The following is an 18,123-nucleotide window of genomic DNA, read 5'->3' as shown; positions in this document are numbered from 1 at the left end:
TCCGGCGGTGCAACGCCGGAGGCCCGATGACTCCCCAGCGATCCGATGCGAACCGACCCGGCGGCAAGGGCCTGCAAGCCCGCCACCGCCAGACGAGGAGCCGCCCAGTGCAACCCGAGCATCCCAAGTCCTATTCCACCCCCGCTCCCGCCCAGACGGTCTGGCCTCCAGCGGCCATCCCCGGCCAGCCCGGCGCCCACCTGCGCGCCGCGCAGGCCGACGACGCCGATCCGGACCTGCCCGGCGATGCGGCCCCCGGCAGCCCCGAGGAGGCGGATGCGCCGGGCGGGCCAGGGGAGATCCCCGATGCGGAGCCGACGTACGGCTCCGAACTGCTGGACGAACTGCGTGCGCAGATCGCCCGGTTCGTGATCCCGCCCTCGGGGGAGGCGTTGGACGCGGTCACCTTGTGGGTGGTGGCGACGCATCTGCAGCCCGCGTGGCAGCACGCCCCGCGTCTGGCGGTGGTCGGGCCCGCGAAGCGGTGCGGCAAGTCGCGGCTGCTCGACGTGCTGACCGAGACGGTCCACGCGCCGATGCTGACCATCAACACCACACCAGCGGCGATCTTCCGCTCGATCGCCGAGGAGAACCCGCCGACGCTGCTCGTCGACGAGGCGGACACCATATTCGGCACCCCGAAGATGGCGGAGAAGAACGAGGAGATGCGCGGCCTGCTCAACGCCGGTCACCAGCGCAACCGGTACGTGACCCGGGTCGTCGGCAACGACCACACCCCGCACCAGTTCGCCACCTTCGCCATGGCGGCCCTGGCCGGGATCGGCGACCTGCCCGACACCGTCATGGACCGGTCCGTGGTCATCCGCATGCGGCGTCGGGCCGAGGGTGAGACGGTCAAGCCCTTCCGCTCCCGCCGCGACACCCCGGCCCTGCACGACCTGCGGGAGCGCATCGCCACCTGGGCCCGCCCGCTGGTGGACGAGGCCGCCGAGCTGGAACCGGGCATGCCGGTCGAGGACCGCGCCGCCGACACCTGGGAGCCCCTGGTGATCGTCGCCGACCTGGCGGGCGGGCACTGGCCGCGCCTGGCCAGGACCGCGTGCGCGCGGATGGTCGCCGCCGAAGCAGCGGCCGAGGAGGACCACCCCAGCGGGGCGCGCATCCTCGCCGACATCCGCCGCGTCTTCGCGGGCCGGGGCGAGCCCGAGAGCCTGAGCACCGAGGAGCTTCTCTACCTCCTGCGCCAGGACCCCGAAAGCCCGTGGGCGGAGTGGGGACGCAGTGGCCTGACCGCCCGTGGACTCGGTGCGATGCTGCGCGAGTTCGGCGTCAAGCCCGGCAACGTCCGGGTGGCTGACGGAACCCAGCGCAAGGGCTACATGCGCAACAGGTTCCTCGACGCCTGGCGCCGGTACTGCCCCGCTGTCCATTCAGTGGACACCCAGCCCCAGCTTGTCCCCTCAGGGGACACCCGGCCTGCGGCTCTCGGCGAGGGCTGAGCCCCGCACCCACCTCCGGTTGCCGTACTTGCCGTCCGTGCCGTGATCTCGCAGGTCACACGGCATACCGGCAAGACGGCAGCCGGGGCCAAGACGGCAACTCGATCATGACCGGGCGCGCTGCCCACTCAAGACGCCGCCCAGATCCGTCTTACGCCGTCTTGCGCGTCCGTGCCGTATCGCCGCAGGTCACAGACCTGTCCATCGAGACGGAAAGCGCAACGCCGTGTTCCGACTCGGAACACGGCTACCCCGGAGCCGAGCCCAGGCGCGAAGACGCCGACAGTGCCTGACAAGACGGAAGGCCATGGCCGCTTCCGTACCCACCCTGACCTGCGCATGCAACGGCCAAGACTGCCAAGACGGCACCCACGACTACCCCAGGAGATTCCCGCTTGCCCACCACTCCCATCTCCCCTCCACCGCCCCACCAGCCGCCGGACGACCGGCCCGGCGAACGGCAGCCGACGAACGCCAGACAGGCTGCCGAGCAGTACACGCTCCTCATAGCGGGCGCCGTCATCGTCATCCTCACGGCCGGTGCGTTCTGGCTCTCCTACGCGCACCTGGCCGAGGTCGCGGGTCGGCACGGGCTGGGCAGTTCACCGATGCGCCGCTGGGCCTGGCCCGCGACCTTGGACGCGTTCATCGTCGCGGGCGAGCTGCTGATGCTCCGCGCGGGCCTGCGCCAGGTCACCGACTGGTGGGCGATCGGACTGACCGCCGCCGGGTCGATCGGCTCCATCGTCCTCAACGCGGTCGGCGTGAACAGCACGGGAAACGCCAGTAGCGTGCCCTTCCTCGACTACGTGGTCGCCGCGGTTCCCCCGACTGCGGCGATGCTGGCCTTCGCTGCCCTGATGCGGCAGGTCCACCAGCTCGTCGGCCGCTCCACCGACTGCTCGGAACCCGACTCCGGTCAGGCGTTGGAGGTGCTGACTGTCGCGTCCACCAGCCCTGTCGAGCCGCCAGCCGTCACAGCGGCGGAGGCTCAGGATTCGGAGCCTTCGGCCCAGGATTCGCAGAGCAAACCGCGCGGTGGCCGTCCGCCCAAAGCCACGATCGAGGGGCTTGCGGAGATCGGCCGGATCGCCGCCTTCGACCATCGCAAACTCACCCGGGAGCTCCTCCGCGAGGCCGTGGAGGACAAGGGGCTGACGATCGGCAGCGAACGGCTGACCCGGGTGATGAAGCTTCTCCGGCCGGAACTCGAAGCGCATGGGATCACCGTCTCCGCCAGCGGCTGATCCCCCGCCGCGGGTGACCGGAACCCTTCCGGTCACCCGCCCCGGCGGTCACCGCCCCACTGATCCACACCAGCGGACGAGACGGTGACCCTCCACCCTCTGCTGTCCCGCCTCGCCGCACCCGCCTGCCCGCCCCTGCCCTGTCCGGAGCACCGCCCATGACTCATGACCCGCACCACCCCGAGGACACCCCAGACGAGCCGTTGCCGTTGACGAAGTCCCCGACACTGATGGGGCGTCTGCGCCGCGCATTCGGACGGGCTGCCCCTGGCGGAGCCAGTAGTACCCCGAGTCCGACTCAAGGCCGGACTTCGGGGGACTCCGCCCCGGGGGTGGCGGAGACGGCCCAGCGCCAGGGGGCGCCGGACCAGGAGGCCGTGGCCGAGGGCGGCCCCGACCTGGACACGCTCCACGCCGTTCAACGCGAGATCCTCCGCCCCGTACGCGCCGCCGAGATCGCCGCCGACGAGCCCGCCGTGCAGAGCGTCCAGCCCGCGATCCGCCGCTTCACCGGCGACAAGCGCGACGAACGTGTCGGCCCCCTGCGGTTCCTTGAAGGCGAGCGCGCCCTCCTTCAGGAGACCGCCGCGCAGCACGGCTACAAGGGCGAGTCCGGCTTCGCCGCCGACATCGTCCTCGCCTTCCTCGCCGACCGGTTCACCGCCAACCTGCCGCTGTCCGAGGACCGTCGCCGCACCCACATGTTCCGCGCCCAGGTGCTGCGTCAGCTCAACCGGATCGGCGTCAACGTCAACCAGATCGCCCGCGCCCTGAACAGCGAGCTCACCCCACCCGATCTACGCCTGCGTCTCGACGAACTCCAGCACCTGCTGGAGCTGATCGCCGAGGCCCTGCGCGAGCCCGCCGACCCGACGGAAGTCTGAGGCCCACCGCAATGATTGCCGCCATCAAGCAAGCCGGGTCGAACACCCGCGGGCTGCTCGCCTACCTCTACGGCCGAGGAACCCACGACGAACACTTCGATCCGCACATCGTCGCCGCCTTCGCGATGCTTGCCATGCCCGACCCCGGCCGCGAGGAGATGGCCACCCTCACCGACCTCGGCCGCTACCTCGACGAGCCCGTACGGCTGCGCAACAGCGAGTTCGGCAAGCCGGTCACCGACCACGTCTGGCACTGCCCCGTCCGCGCGGCGCCCGAGGACCGCTACCTCTCCGACACCGAGTGGGGCGAGATCGCCCAGCGCATCGTCGAGGCGGCCGGAATCGCTCCCGCCGGAGACGACCTGGCCTGCCGCTGGATCGCCGTACGCCACGCGGACGACCACATCCACATCCTCGCCACCACCGTCCGCGAAGACGGCCGCCGCCCGGGGCTCCACAACAGCGGTACCCGCGTCGGCGACGAGTGCCGCGAGATCGAAAAGGACTACGGGCTACGCCAACTGAAGAAGGGCGACGGAACCGGCAGCCGACGCCCCACCCAGGCCGAGATGCACAAGGCCGAACGCCTCGGCTGGGAACAGACCAGCCAACAGTGGCTCGAAGAACGCATCCGTGCCGCCATCCCGCACGTCACCGACGCCGAGGAACTGCTCACCTACCTCGAAGCCGACGGCGTCGCGGTGAAGCCCAGGCGAGCCCCTTCCGGAGACCTCATCGGCTATGCCGTCGGCCGCCCCGGTGACATCAACGACAAGGGCGAGCAGATCTTTAAGCCGGGCGGGAAGATCGCCCCTGACCTCAGCCTGCCCAAGGTACGGGCCCGCCTGGAGACCAGTACGCCCGAGGAGCACCCCACTGCTCGCCGCATCCGACCCACCACCGCATGGCGCCGGGCCACCGATGCTCTCGACACCCTTCACATCGAGCTCACTGACGCCACCGGTGACGGCGAGTCCGGCAGCGACGCACGGGCCCAGGCCCACATCGCCGCGCTCGGCGAACTGATCGAGGCCACCGCACAGCGCGCGCCCGAGAGCCTGCGCGCCGAACTTCAAGCCGCATCGAAGGCGTTCGCCCGCGCCCAGCGCTCCCAGGTCCGTGCCGAAGACCGGGCCGCCGACGCCGCACGCATCGCAACCCGCGACATCATCAACACCGCCACCGGCCCGGACGGCAGCGCCTTGGCCGCTCTGCTCGCCGCCATGGTCTGGGCGACCATCCTCGCCGGGCGCTGGCACGAGGCGAAGCACCACGCCCACCAGGCCGACGCAGCCCGCCGGGCCCTCGACCACCTCCAGACCGCCGCCGACCAGGCCCTCGCCCCCACGCTCGCCGATCTGGAACGCCGCCTGCCGCGCGAACAGGCCCGCCGCACTCTGGCCCGCGACGTCCGCGCCGCCGTCCCCGACCATGCCGAACGCATCCTCGCCGACGAGAACTGGCCTGCTCTCGCCGCAGTCCTCGCCGATGCGGAGGCCGGTGGCCACAAACCGCACCAGCTCCTCAAGGAGGCCACCGAGCAACGCGAACTCGACACGGCCCGCCGCCCGGCCCGGGTCTTGATCACGCGCATCCAGCACACCGGCCGCAACCCCGTACGTATCAGCCGAGCCGAAGCCGCACGCATCCGCTCGACGCGGTCGATATCAGCGGCCAGCAGTACAGCCTCGGCCCAGCAGCGTCCACCGGCGCCAGTTACCGCTCCGGAGCGAGGGAGCCGCCCTCGGCGGTAGCGATTCCAGGGGGCAGCGCTTCGTAGCTCCAGACTGCTGTCACCTCAGACAGACGTTGCCGATGACCGCAGTTCAAGCGCGGTGGCCCCGAGTGCGGCATGGTCGTCGGCAACGGCACGGAGACGAGAATCCAGGGCATCTGGGCCGAGCGACGCCAGTGCCCACAGGGCACTGAGCCGGCGTGCGGTCGACCAGATGCCGGTAGTCGGGGGCCGGAAGGCAGCCACGGTGATGTTCCTGGCAGCGAACGGGACGGGGTCGAGATAGGTCATGCCGCCGGTCCCACACAGGTACGCGCGAGCACCCGTTGCGGCGGCCAGGTCGGCGAGTCGGAGGGAGCGGCCCGGTCTGGCGGACAAGACGCTGCTACGGAGGATCCGGCCCCGCCAGCCGAGCAGGTCGAGCAGCACGCGGGTGGAGGTCTCCGCGATCACCGCGGTCCGCCCGGTTGCGAAGGAATCCAACACCGGGTCCAGGGCCTGGGCGAGGGAGCGCCAGTGTGGGCTGGTTCCGAAGTGCTGCCGCAGCATTCCGGCGGTCCTTCGACGGGCGAGTTCGGCGTCGTCGATCAGCGCGTCACGGATGAGAGTGGATCGCCCGCTCGGAAGGTGGGTGGGGATGGAGAGCCACAGCTGGCGGCCTGGTGCGTCGATGGCGGCGAGGCGCGCTCGGTGCTGGTAGTCGCGGCGGGTGAACTGCACATCGTCCAGGACGATCCAGTAGTCCGCCGCGAACAGCTTGGCCAGCGTCGTCAGCCTCGGGAACAGATTGGGCTGGTGGATCGCGCACAGCCCGCCGGGAGCAGGCTGCTCACGAGGAGATGAGGCGGCTGGTGAAGCCGGAGCGAATGAGAGATTCGTACGCTGCATGTACGTCCTCGGGGACTTCCTGCTCGATGGCGAATCCGAGCTTCGGATACTCGATGACCCGCTGGAGGTCGCCCGCGAGCATGTCCAGAACGAGCTTCTCGTCCCCGATGCTCTTCAGATAGTCGTCGAACTCCAGCGGCTCCGACGCGCAGAGAAACTCGATGTCGGGCCACAGCTTGCGGGCGGTCGCGAACGATCGCCGTTCCATGTACGGCTTGGAGACCAGCAGCACCGTCGTCGGATGGATGCCGGAGGCGGCGAGGACCTCACGGGAGAGCGTGATGTTCTGTCCGGTGTTTGCCGCGTGGGGCTCCAGCAGAATGGCGTCGGCGGGGACACCGAGGTCGATGGCGTGCTCACGGAAGTGGACTGCCTCCCCGCGAGGGAAGACCTTGGCGGTGGTGGGGCTGTTGCCGCCGGTGAACACCAGGGTCTGGAACAGCCCGGCGCGGTACAGCTCGGCGGAGCGGGTTGCGACGCCGAGGTCGTGGCTGCCCAGTCCGATTGCCACGTCGACGGGGCGCAGCTCGTGCTGCATCTGGTGGTAGTCCCAGATCAGCTTGGCCTGGTGCCACTGGTTCTCGGTGATGCCCTGATGGTCGTTGCGCACGCGTTCTCCCTGGTCACAGTTGCCGGGGGCCGGTCAGCCCCTCGCTCATGGCCTTGACGCCCTCGATGCTGCGCAGTTGGTGCACGAGTCCGTACTGCGCGGCCACCTTGGCGGCCTGGTCGAGGACGAGGATTCCATCATCCTGGGTCGCTGTATCGGAGAGCAGGATGTGGCCGTGAGCGGTGTCCAGGCGTACGCGTTGCATTGGTGAGTCGGTCGTTCCGCTGCTTCGGGCGATGTCGATGAAGTGCAGGGCTTGAGAGAGATCGCCGGCGCCGCGGCGGGCCAGAGCGAGCTTCTGGTGGGCCACCGACCAGTCGTCCGGTTCGGTGAGGTCCTCGAACTCGCGGGTCGCTGTCTGCATGACGCGGGTCGCGTAGTCGTGCTCGCCGTCCTTGCTCAGCGCCGTCCCCACCCACAGCCTTGCGCGAGCCCGGTCGCGGCGAGAGAGCCGGTCGTCGACGGCGAGGCTCTCGTAGTTGCGGGCGGCGACTTCCAGCCTGCCGGACATCTCGGTGACGACTGCGATCGACAGATCGAGCTGGGCGACGCGGCGAGGGATGTCGAGCTGGGTGAAGACCGTCCGGGCACCGGCGTAGGAATGCTGGGCCGAGAGCGGGCCCAGGACAACGCCTTGGTCGCGTTTGAGGTCACCAAGTAAGGCCGTGGAGCGGGCAAAGAGGTACAAGCCCTTCTCGTCCAGTTCATGGGCCTTGAACCTGCCCAGCCACCGAGTGAGAAGGCTGTCGGCGAAGGCGAAGTTCTGCCGGGACAGGGAGACCACGACCCGGTCGAGGTCATCGGCCCATGACTCGTACTCCCACGCTCTGGGGCCGGACGAGGCGACACGTCTGCCGATGGTCGCGACGCTGCCGGTCATCTCCGACAGGAGCGTCTCGAAGCGCATGTGGACTGCGGCGTCCGCTCGTCCGAGGGCGGTGTCGAGGATGGCCTGGGTATCGGGTCTCGGCTCAGTAGCGGCGAGCTTGCTCTCCCACTTGGACACGGTCGCGACCGCCAGGCCCAGACGCTCGGCGTAGGCCCGCACGCTCAGCCGCAGGGCGAGCCGCAATGCCTTGGCCTCAAGCCCGGTCCAGTGGTGCACGGTCGCCACGCGTCACTCCCTTCCACCAGCCATCGAAGCAGACCCGACGACGCGGCGGGACGGAAGTGGAACGGAAGTAGAACAGGTGGTGATTTGCAGCGAGTTGGTTCGCCGACATGCTCGAAGCGTCACCACGTGTCAAGCCATTGGACGGTCCTGAGCATGGAACCCCTCTCGGAACATCGCCTGGTCAGCGGCCCCGTCGTCTACGGTTTCCTGCGACTGGTACGCGTGCCCCGAGCACGGCAGGAATCACTGCTCGCCTCGCTGGCCGAGTACTGCCACCGCCACGAGCTGCAACTGTCCGGCCTCTTCACCGACCGCGACGCTGCCGGGTCAGCCTCGGCGGCGTTCACCGGTCTCCTCGACGTGCTGGGGCTGCCGGACGTCTACGGCGTCGTCGCCCCCGCCATGTCCCACCTGGGCCCGAAGGCCATAGCGGCCGAACGTGGGCGGCAGATCGAATCGGCCGGTGCCCGGCTGCTACTGGTCCGGCGCCCGAGCCCCAAATCCTCGACCGTCTCTCGACGCGCCCCCGTCCACCGCACGCACTCCGGAACCACCCGCGTCGTGGACGCCGAGTCGTGAGGACTATCGCGATGAACAAGACGATCCAGAAGTTCTTCGAGTCCCGGCCCGAATCGGTCAGCGAGGCGCGGGCCTTCACCACCGAGGCCCTGACCATCTGGGGTGTGCTGGACCGAGGCGACGACGTCCGACTCTGCGTCTCCGAACTCGCCACCAACGCCGTGCTCCACGGGACTGATCCCGGCCGCGGCTTTCTCGTCAGACTCGACGCCGATGACGAGGTCGTATGCCTGGAAGTACACGACAGCCGCCGCCAGTACCCCCACCCCCGTCGTCCCGGCGACACGGACACTGCCGGCCGCGGGCTGCTCCTGGTGACCGCACTTGCCGACGGCTGGGGCGTGGAGGACCGCACCCCGTTCGGGAAGATCGTCTGGTCGTGCTTCAAAGCCCCGAGAGGGACGACAACATGAGTGTCGCTCTCACCCCGCCCGGCCCTGATCTGCGCCTACTGGTGTCGCTCGCCGCTTGGACCTGGCAGGGCGCCGGACCGGACGGCCGCGAGATCGCGTACATCCTGATCACGCACACCCCGGCCCTGACTGACGGCGGCACCGCCGTGCCGGCCGAGGATCGAATGCGGCGACTGTCCGTCTGTCTTGGTGGCCTGACCGGAGCCCGTGAAGTCATCCCGGATCTAGCGTGCCGCCTACAGCTCGTCGGCGACCGCGTGCTGCTGCGTATTCCCGAGGCTTCCCGGCGACTGCAGCTACCCACTCGCCGTTCCTGGACCGAACTGGTCGCCCGCACCGGCGAGGCGATTCTCCTCCTCGGTCTTGATCCGCTGCCACAGTCTGCAGACGCTCTTCGCCTCGATGCCTACCTGGACTCCGCCCTCGCAGCTGACCGACTGCTGTTCGGGCGCGTCCAGTTCCCGCCGCCAGGCCCGCGCGCTGATGTCTGCTCGACCTGCGGCGGCAGCGGCACGGACCCGATCTCGGGCCGCGCATGCCCGGACTGTTCCCTGCACTGCCGACTCGAACCGTGAAAGGCACGCCATGCACCAGCTCATCGCTGCCCCTTTCCTTGACGGCCACCTTCTGCTGCGTCCCGGAGCGCGATCCGGAGCCCGTATCCCGGCCACCCACTACGAGCAACTGCGAGCCGCCGACGGCGCGCAGACCCTGCCTGGCTGGACGGTCGACCTGGCAGCCGAAGCCTGGGGCCTCGATGTCGCTAGCGCCCCGACGACGGACACGGTCCTGATCCGCGAGCCGTCTGCGTACGGATACTGTCGGGCCTCCTGGGAGATCAACCTCGGATGTAATTTCGCCTGCAAGCACTGCTATCTCGGCGAACGGCCCTTCTCCGGCCTCACCTGGGAGAACAAGGTCAAGCTCCTGGACATCATGCGCAAGGCAGGCGTCATCTGGCTCCAGATCACTGGCGGTGAACCGACCATGGACCCGCACTTCCAGAACGCCTACCGGTACGCCTGGCTGGCCGGAATGATGCTCACGATCTCCACCAACGGCTCCCTGCTGTTCCGCCCCGACCTGCTCCAGCTCTTCAGGGAGTGCCCGCCGTACCGCCTCGTCGTCAGCATGTACGGCGCGAGCGAGGAGTCCTTCGACGCGCTCACTCAGCGGCGCGGAGCCTGGAAGGCGTTCCGGCGGGGCATGGACGCCGCCCGCGCCACAGGGCTGCCACTGCGCATCAACGTCGTCGTCACCGAGGACAACGCGAGCGAGGCAGACGCGATGGCCGCGCTCGCCAGGGAGTGGGGCGTGGAGCACCACGCGTACACCAACATGACCCCGACGATCTACGGCGGTGGCGAACCCCTCCTCGCCCAGTCCGCAGACCACCTGCGCCAGCGCAAGCCGTTCGCTGGATGCAACGCCGGCCACACGTTCTTCCACGCCGACCCGCACGCCAGGGTCTCGATCTGCAAGGTCGGCCGCGACGACCAGATCGACCTCGTGGCCGAAGGCATCGAAGGACTGCGACGGCTCGGCACGATCGCCGACCGCCTGATGCTTCGCACCGGAGGGTGCGAGGGCTGCGCCCTGTCCGGCACATGCCGGGTCTGCCGTCCCCTGGCCAAGCACTACCAGGAGGCGAAGGCGCCGCTGCACAGCTACTGCCAGCACGGAGACAAGAAGAAGGTGACCTCATGACCGGACCCGTACCGGTGCAGATCCTGACAGGCTCGCCCCCCAGTGCACGCCGCGCAGCGCCCTCGGTGGCATCGGCCGCCGTGAGGCTCGTCGCGGACCTGGACGACGTTGTCGAGAGCGCCGAGTGCTCCTGCGACGCCGGCGACGACAACCCACACTAATCCGGCCCGACCGACGTGCTCCGACCCGTCCCACCGACGGGCCGGAGCACCCTCACGTACAGCGCTAAGGTGCCCGCATGCTCTTCCGCTGGGACTGGCTCCGCGCCGTGCTCACCGCACCGGTCGTGCCCACCCTCGGACCTGTCCACCCGCATGCCCTGACCGTGGACCTCTTCGAAGCCACCCTCCTCGTGGCCGCCGACCGGCGCTTCCTGCCGTACGACAAGGACCGCCGCTGGGGCAACGAGAAGCAGGAGGTCGTCCTTCCTGGCGACGTGGTCCACCACCCTGACCACACACTCATCCCGACTCTGCTGACGCGCGGCCGACGAGCCGTGAAGGTCTTCGCCTACGGTCACCGGAGTGACGTCCTGTACCAGGCCGCCGAACTCGCAGCGAAGCTCGCGGCTCTTCACGGAGCAGCCTCTGCTCGTGTTGTCCGGCCACTGGGCCCGGAGACGACTCATACACATGGCGTCCGCATCCAGCTCAAGGACTTTACGGCGCGGTACTGTCCCCCCTCCGCCGGCCCCGTCCGTCGGCTCGAAGACTGGCCCCTCCACATCCGCGGCACCTTTACCGCCTTCGCCCAGACCATGGCGGCCGACGGCTTCTCCTTCCTAGACCGTCAGATGAAGACCAAGGGATGCGGCCCGGTCCTCGTGGCCGTGGTGGAGGATCGTGTTGTCGGTGCCATCGGCCCCATGGAGATCTGTCCCGACCCCACGGGTGCCAACCAGCTCATGCCGCAATACTTCGCCGTGCACCCAGAGGCTCGCGGCCACGGACTCGGTCGGCACCTGTGGCGGGCGGCCATGCACTGGGGCCAGACTTACGGCGCGGTGTACCAGCTCCTCCAGACCGAAGTCCGGGGAGCCTCGGATCACCTCTGTCGCAGCGAAGGGCTCGCCACGCTGGGTTTTCTCCACGACAGGAGGGTCTGACGCAAGCTTGGTACGTTCCTGCTAACGATCAGGCCGCCAGGTGTCAGTGGGACGCGCTAGCCTGCTCGTGTGATTGCAGGTGCTCTGCCCAGGCTGCACGAGCTAGGCCACGGAGCATGGGCAGCCAAGTGCAGCTACGAGCCTGCTCTCCGACCCGCCGCTGCTGGTCGGCCTACGCGGGCAATACCCCGGAGGGGGTCTTGCTGTCTGCCAGGGTTTGGACCAACTCGGCACCTGGCGACCTCACTTGGCACTAGGCTGATCCATCAGTCAGCAGCGCTGCGTTCGTCTTGTGACACTCAGCGCGCTACGGGATTATTGATCTCGGTCAGATGAGCGGGGGGTTTCTGGTGGGTGCGTTCGGAGCGGGTGGACAGTGACGGAATTCATTCCCGGCGTTGGCGCCGGGTCTTTGCTGCGGTCTGAGCTGCTTGCCGATGGTCGGTCGACCCGGATAGGTGCGATTCACCAGATCGACTACGGCCAGGCCGTCGTGCTGACTCACGATCGCTGGAAGTTCGACGCCGGTGGTATTCCGCAGTTCTCGTTCCTCCTCGCGACCGCGCAGGACGTCAACGAGCCACATGTCGACGATGACGAGGTGCTGCTTCTGCGTGTGGAGGGCACGTCGCCGCTGTCGCTTGAGCGCGACCTGCACGCAGTGCGCGAGGAGTCCCTGCGAACGGCTCTGTCAAACAACCAGGACTCATCGCCATCCGCCGTGCTCGATGCGGAGCTCGACCCGTTTACCAAGAACCGCGTGTCGTTCACTGGCGTGCGATGCAAGATCCTCGGCACCTTCTACGAAGACGACGTGGATGGGCAGAAGGTGCTGGAGTTCGGTGCCGACGTGGACAACTTCTACGCGACGTCCACGTACCGAGTCCTGAAGCCTATCGGTGACGGCCTCGCGACGATCGCCTCCTACCTCAAACCGACCGGACGCCCGGTGGAACGCGTACGCATCGGCGCGGTGCGGTACTCCGCTACGCGGCGGCGAGCTAAAGCCGCCAAGCAGGCCGACGCCGCAGTCGAAGTCAACATCCGGGACTTCATTGGCAACAAGACCGCCCTGCTCGGCATGACTCGGATGGGCAAGTCGAATACCGCGAAGATCATCATCGCGCGCACGTTCGTGGTCTCCGAACGACAGCACGCCGCTGGCGGTCACCCCATTGGTCAGCTGATTTTCGACCCGCAGGGGGAGTACGCCAACCCGAATGTGCAGGATGGTACCGAGATTGCGGCGATCGGTGCGGACCATGTCCGGATCTTCAAGTTCGGTGCGGACGGGACGCAGCCGCACGTTAAGCCTCTCAATATCAACTTCTTTTCTGAGAATCAGATTGACGCAGTCCAGGGGTTGATTTCCGACACTCTTAGCGGCGATGAGTCTGGTTACGTCAAGGACTTCGCGGGTATGTCCTATGCGGATGTTCCAGGAGATCGCTCCGCCACCACGCATGCCCAACGTGCCCGGCTTGTTCTCTATGGCGCGCTGATGCGTGCGGGGTTCGCAGTTCCGACAAATTTTCGCGCGCGAATCAATATCAGCGCCGCTTTTCAGCAGAAGATTGTCGCCGAACTCGGCCGTGATCCGTTTGTGCAAGTCGGGAACAGTGCCAACTTCGTGGCCGTCGCTGCAGTAGACGTAGAGAATGTCGTCGACAAGATTGTGGAGCTGCGCGACGCCGGAGACACCGACGCGAGCAACTTCGCCAAGGATGTCCGCTGGAAGAGCGTTGAGCCAATTTTCACGACTCGCAGCGGGAACCGCAGCGTCCGAGGCTGGCGAAATCTGAATCCACTGCGCTCGTTTCACAGCCCAGCGACACAGAACGACCCTGCGATCGAGATCTACGAGGAGCTTCTCCGGGGGCGCATTGTGATCGTCGATTTGCATGTCGGGGCCGAAGCTGTGACCAAGGCGCTGAGTGAGTCGATTACGCGTCGACTGCTTTCTAAGCAGACCGAGGTGTTTACCTCTGGGCAGGAACCGCCGCACATTCAGGTGATGCTTGAGGAGGCTCACAACCTGTTCTCGTCGGATCGCTATAAGGATGACCTTGACGTCTGGGTCAAGCTCGCCAAGGAAGCGAGCAAGCTGAATCTCGGCATGACCTACGCGACGCAAGAGGTTTCGGGGGTGGCGCATCAGGTTAAGGCGAATACTGCCAACTGGGTTGTCGCCCATTTGAACAACACGACTGAGGTGCGGGAGCTGGCCAAGTTCTATGACTTCGGGGCGTTCTCAGATGCGATCATCGCCTCCGAGGATCGTGGATACGTGCGGCTCAAGACACTGTCCTCGCCGTACATTGTTCCTGTCCAGATCGATCGGTACGACATCGCGCTCGTCAACGAAGCACGAGCAGCGGCTGGTGACCCGCCGTTGACGCTGAACGGTACGGCACTCTGATGCCGTACGAGACCGTCGGCGGGGCTCACGAGATCGCATCGCGGCTGGGGCATTCGGCGGCCGCCGTCCGGGCGATCGCGGACCAACGCACCTTCCATGTCCCGGCTGAGGCGATCCAGGACCTGGATTCGATCCGCAAGCGAATCCGTCCGCGGGGCGACTTCGCTGCCCCGCCTGCGCCAGACCGACTCACTGCTGCGCTGGCGATCGATGGTTCACACGTCGTTGAGCAGGTTCGTGACGGCCTGCCATCGGTCCTGTACGGGTTTGCGCAGGCCGCCGCAGCGTACGTGGACCTCGGAGTTTTGGAATCGCAGCGGGCCGAGCGGTTTGTCGACCCGTACATGATCGAGCGTGCGGTCAACACCGCCATCGTGACGCTGGATCTGCCTGTCTCCGGCGCGTACACGCGTGCCGACGCCGACATCGTGACCTCGTGGCGAGAGGTCATCAATGAGCTGTTTCGGCAGAAGAAGGTTGACGTCAATCGCCTCGACCAGCCGCTGCTGGACCTGCTCTTCCTTCTCCACGGCGTTCCCGGGGCGCCAGCGGCTACAGTGCCGGTTAACTGTCCGACGCAGGACTGCAAGAAGGACATTCCTGTGCCGCCCGCTGGTGCCGACTGTGACGCGTGCGGCGTGCACCTTTTCCCCACCGACGTGCTCCGTATCCACGAGGAGGTTGGCGAGGAGGGTACGAACCAGTCCGCTCTCGGGCGGCTCATGTCGGTGATCGAGCTGTTGGTGCTGATCGGGCTGGCGACGCTGCTGTGGGAGCAGTCGCGCCAGAAGGCTCTTCCCACGACGCTGTTCATCGTCGATGGCCCACTGGCCGTGTTCGGCACACCAGCAAAGCTGCGCGGGCGAGCCCTTGAATACTTCCAAGCGATGGGCAGGGCTACTCCGGGCAACGCGCCATACGTCTGTGGGATTGAGAAGTCCGGAGTTCTGGTCGACTACGCGCGCCAACTGGCCCGGCACGACATTCTCGAACCGGGTGACCTATTGGTATGCGACGAACAGATCATTGCGCGAGTCGTAAACGCCAACAACGCCCGCGCCTACGGTAAGGAGACATACTGGGGTCGCAAGTTCGTGTATCGCGCGCTTGATGGGCGAGTTGTCGTCCCGACCGTGCCACCACCGATGGGTGCACCGTATGATGCCAACGGCGGCCAAGCCGACCCGGCGGCCTACCCGACGTTGCCTGCAATCCTCGACGTGATCGACCGCACTGGTTCCTCGATGTACGTCGACGGCATCATCCCGGTGGCGGCCGCGCACGGGAAGGCCGCGTTCCCGATCGGCGTGGGCACCGATGTGCTCCGCCTCGTAGCCACCAAACGTCTCGGTCTCGACTCGTCTGGTGGACAAGCGGCTCCGGTACGGTTTACCCCATGATCGAGAATGTGGCTGTGCCGCCGGCCGCCCCCCTCTGTGATGCTCACGCTGCGCATGTTGCTGCGCCTACAATCCCGACGCACATTCTCGACAACCCCCGCCCACTCGTTTCACCCCTCGGCATCGTTGACCACGCGCTCATGATGAGCAGGTACCAGTCACCCCTGCGCTATCCAGGAGCAAAGTCGTCCCTCGCGCCGGTGATCGCCCGAATTTTGGATGCCGCCAAGGGCTCGAGGGCCGTTCCGGAAATCAACCTCCTGGTCGAACCTTTCGCCGGCGGAGCGTCAGCGTCCTTGCGACTAGTTGGCCAAGGGCTCGTCGACCGAGTGCTGCTCGCTGACGTGGATCCGTTGGTGACTGCCTTCTGGCAAACCGCGGCCGCCGATACTGAGGCGCTGATCGACCGTATGCATGACGAGTGGACCCGATACGTCAAGCCGGGTGGAGTAACCGCTGTCGATCGGTGGGACTATTGGCGTTCCTGGGCGCCCACTCGGAAAGCGAAGCCTGCCACGGTCCGACTGAACCTCGCGACACAGTGCCTATTTCTAAACCGCACAACGTTTTCTGGAATCCTTCATGGTAAGGCAGGCCCGATCGGCGGGCGCAAGCAAGCAAGCCCGTACGGCATCGGATGCCGGTGGAATCCGGAAGCCATAGAGGAACGACTTCGATATGTCGGTCACCTTTACGACACCGGCCGAATCGTCGATGTCTGGCACAAGGACTGGCAACAGACACTCGATGACGTGCCTAGCTATTACCCGCAGTTGATCCCGTCTCGCGTTGTTGCTTACCTCGACCCGCCCTACATCGAAAAAGCCTCGCACTTGTACCGAACCTCTTTCGACCCCAGAGGTGGATACGGTGGCAACAGGGCTGGCAAGGCGGGATCAGATGACCACATGCTCCACATGCAGCTCGCCGGATATCTGCGTACCAAGGCGCAGTTCCGCTGGCTGCTCAGCTACGACAACAACCCAATGTTGACCGAAAGCACTTGGCTCTATGCGCACACTCGCATGGCGCCTAGCCGCGTGGACCGAGAGATGCTCGGCGTACGCTCGTGGCCCTTGACTAAACGGTTGGTGAAGACGCGCTACAGCGCTAGTGGTAAGACGGGCAAGCGCGATGCCGATGAACTCCTCATCACGACCCTTCCGCCATCGACTGTCCCCGTAGATCACCAGCTGCGCGAGCTGCCTTGATTGCGCCGCTGGGTTGACGGTTGCCACGCGGGGCGGTTTGGCGGCTCGAAGCGGTCACGAGTGGCCAGCCTGCGTGAGCGATGCGTGAGCGGATGGGACGGCACCGTCTGGATTAGGCATCATACCGATCGGGGTTGCAGGTCTCTGACCTGGTAAGACGGGATTCTGCGGCACCGCCCGGTAGTAGCCAGGATGATCTTGCAGGCCCTCGTAATGCGTAGGTCTCGGGTTCGAATCCCGAAGGCGGCTCGAATTAACCCCAGGACCCACTCACCGTGACCTGGGGTTTCTTTTTTCGGATGACCTTGGAATCGACCCGGTTGCGCCTCTTGGGGCTGTGCATCGCAATGCGTAGGCCGGAGGTTCGTTTCTGTGACGAGATCGACGAACCAAGGCTCTGAACTGGTCTTTTGCCTGCTTGTGCAGGACGGGCCGGGCTGGTGCAACGGGGCCCGGTGGACAGCCGGTGGACAGTCGTGCGTGAAACTCCGTCAGGGGGCTCTCGCCACCCCGGGCCAACGGGTGAAATCCAGCGGTCTCCGATGGGGCTGCCGGCGCCGTCGGGACTGTTTGGTGCTGACAGTTTCACGCTGTCGACGGCGGGTGAATCGTGACCCGGTTTGGGCGGGTCAAAAGTGACCCAGGTGTCTTCTCATTGTGTGTTCAGCCGTCTTGGTTGTCGTCGGGATGCGTCGGAGTTCACGGCCGCGCATGCGATACGAGTCGCCGCACCTTTCTCGCAGTCATTGATTGCTGGTCGCGAGGCTTTGACCTGCTGCTCTGATCGACCGAGTTGCGGAATTCGCCTGGGGCTTGCCTCCTGGTGGACGGTCGGTGGACAGCTGTGCGTGATGAAGTGTCAGGAGGCCTGCGGGAGTGTCCGAGCCCCGGCGTCGCTTGTGCTGTCCGTGGCCTGGGCCTAGCGATCTTGATCTTGTGGTGACTTAACAGCTGGCCGCGCCCTACGCTTCCTCGGTAGGGTGCGCCGCCAGCCGAGCCGTTCTCGTCTGCGTCCGGTCGCCCTTCAGATCTCCATTGGCGATTTCACGTCTCTCGCGGCGGGCGGCTCGGCGACCTGCCGCTCAGGCGTGGAGTTGCCTCCGCGGCTTCTCCGGCTCGGCTTCAGTTCGAGCGAAGCGCGTGAGCAGTCGAGTGAATGATCTATTTTTAGCAAGTGCAGACCTGGCTCCGAGCGTCGCAGAGAATGGTGGCGAAGCTTCACTGGCGGTCGAGTCCCACAGCGCGGTTCCATGTGCGGGGCTGGGTGATGTCGCTACCGCAGAAGGCGTCACTTATTTGAGATCGGTCGAAAGTTGACAGATGTCTGACATTGGAGCAGCGGGGGGCCGTG

Annotated in this window: 15 protein-coding genes; 12 read left to right on the top strand and 3 right to left on the bottom strand. The window is 66.7% G+C overall.

From position 1 onward, the window contains the following. The first annotated feature begins 107 nt into the window (after positions 1-107). The 4 genes from RI138_RS13875 to RI138_RS13860 all read left to right on the top strand — a co-directional run bounded on the left by RI138_RS13875 (position 108) and on the right by RI138_RS13860 (position 5,345). Entirely contained in the window at positions 108-1,460 is a 1,353-nt protein-coding gene (locus RI138_RS13875) for a DUF3631 domain-containing protein (RefSeq protein ID WP_311120160.1), read from the top strand. Positions 1,461-1,855: 395 nt separating this feature from the next. After that, positions 1,856-2,707: a DUF2637 domain-containing protein gene (locus RI138_RS13870; protein ID WP_311120159.1), complete on the top strand. Its 852-nt coding sequence runs from the start codon at positions 1,856-1,858 to the stop codon at positions 2,705-2,707. A gap of 332 nt (positions 2,708-3,039) precedes the next feature. After that, positions 3,040-3,591: a MobC family plasmid mobilization relaxosome protein gene (locus RI138_RS13865; RefSeq protein ID WP_311120158.1), complete on the top strand. Its 552-nt coding sequence runs from the start codon at positions 3,040-3,042 to the stop codon at positions 3,589-3,591. 11 nt (positions 3,592-3,602) lie between these two features. After that, positions 3,603-5,345, top strand: coding sequence for a relaxase/mobilization nuclease domain-containing protein (locus RI138_RS13860; RefSeq protein WP_311120157.1), 1,743 nt, complete (start codon positions 3,603-3,605; stop codon positions 5,343-5,345). 44 nt (positions 5,346-5,389) lie between these two features. Here the strand turns inward: RI138_RS13860 and RI138_RS13855 are convergent, their stop codons facing one another. From RI138_RS13855 to RI138_RS13845, 3 genes are read right to left on the bottom strand one after another with little or no spacing between them, the layout of a single operon-like run. After that, positions 5,390-6,214, bottom strand: coding sequence for a WbqC family protein (locus RI138_RS13855; RefSeq protein WP_311120156.1), 825 nt, complete (start codon positions 6,212-6,214; stop codon positions 5,390-5,392). After that, the gene (locus tag RI138_RS13850) at positions 6,156-6,824 is read right to left on the bottom strand and encodes a YdcF family protein (protein ID WP_218513975.1); all 669 of its coding nucleotides are present in this window, start codon (positions 6,822-6,824) and stop codon (positions 6,156-6,158) included. The genes RI138_RS13855 and RI138_RS13850 overlap by 59 nt, the downstream gene beginning before the upstream one ends. Positions 6,825-6,837: 13 nt before the next feature. Further along, positions 6,838-7,938, bottom strand: a complete 1,101-nt coding sequence (locus RI138_RS13845) for a helix-turn-helix domain-containing protein (protein ID WP_311120155.1) — start codon at positions 7,936-7,938, stop codon at positions 6,838-6,840. Between the two features lie 153 nt (positions 7,939-8,091). Here RI138_RS13845 and RI138_RS13840 point away from each other — a divergent pair, with 153 nt between their 5' ends. The 8 genes from RI138_RS13840 to RI138_RS13805 all read left to right on the top strand — a co-directional run bounded on the left by RI138_RS13840 (position 8,092) and on the right by RI138_RS13805 (position 16,772). Then, the gene (locus RI138_RS13840; RefSeq protein WP_311120154.1) at positions 8,092-8,517 is read left to right on the top strand and encodes a hypothetical protein; all 426 of its coding nucleotides are present in this window, start codon (positions 8,092-8,094) and stop codon (positions 8,515-8,517) included. An 11-nt stretch (positions 8,518-8,528) separates the two neighbouring features. After that, positions 8,529-8,930 (top strand): ATP-binding protein, encoded by a 402-nt coding sequence (locus tag RI138_RS13835; protein ID WP_311120153.1) that lies wholly within the window; start codon positions 8,529-8,531, stop codon positions 8,928-8,930. Then, positions 8,927-9,505 carry a hypothetical protein gene (locus RI138_RS13830; RefSeq protein ID WP_311120152.1) on the top strand — a complete coding sequence of 193 codons (579 nt, stop codon included), beginning with the start codon at positions 8,927-8,929 and terminating at the stop codon, positions 9,503-9,505. Before RI138_RS13835 ends, RI138_RS13830 begins: the two co-directional genes overlap by 4 nt. Before the next feature lie 10 nt (positions 9,506-9,515). Beyond that, entirely contained in the window at positions 9,516-10,637 is a 1,122-nt protein-coding gene (locus tag RI138_RS13825) for a radical SAM protein (protein ID WP_311120151.1), read from the top strand. A gap of 238 nt (positions 10,638-10,875) precedes the next feature. Further along, the gene (locus RI138_RS13820) at positions 10,876-11,742 is read left to right on the top strand and encodes a GNAT family N-acetyltransferase (RefSeq protein ID WP_311120150.1); all 867 of its coding nucleotides are present in this window, start codon (positions 10,876-10,878) and stop codon (positions 11,740-11,742) included. 376 nt (positions 11,743-12,118) lie between these two features. Then, entirely contained in the window at positions 12,119-14,161 is a 2,043-nt protein-coding gene (locus RI138_RS13815; RefSeq protein ID WP_311120149.1) for a helicase HerA domain-containing protein, read from the top strand. After that, positions 14,161-15,561, top strand: coding sequence for a hypothetical protein (locus RI138_RS13810; RefSeq protein ID WP_311120148.1), 1,401 nt, complete (start codon positions 14,161-14,163; stop codon positions 15,559-15,561). The genes RI138_RS13815 and RI138_RS13810 overlap by 1 nt, the downstream gene beginning before the upstream one ends. After that, on the top strand, positions 15,558-16,772 hold the full coding sequence (locus RI138_RS13805; RefSeq protein ID WP_311120147.1) for a DNA adenine methylase: 1,215 nt from the start codon (positions 15,558-15,560) through the stop codon (positions 16,770-16,772). Before RI138_RS13810 ends, RI138_RS13805 begins: the two co-directional genes overlap by 4 nt. The last annotated feature ends 1,351 nt before the right edge of the window (positions 16,773-18,123 follow it).

It is taken from the genome of Streptomyces durocortorensis (assembly GCF_031760065.1).
Taxonomy (GTDB): Bacteria; Actinomycetota; Actinomycetes; order Streptomycetales; family Streptomycetaceae; genus Streptomyces.
Note: the sequence above shows the minus strand (reverse complement) of the source record. Positions and strands in the feature narration are given on the sequence as shown.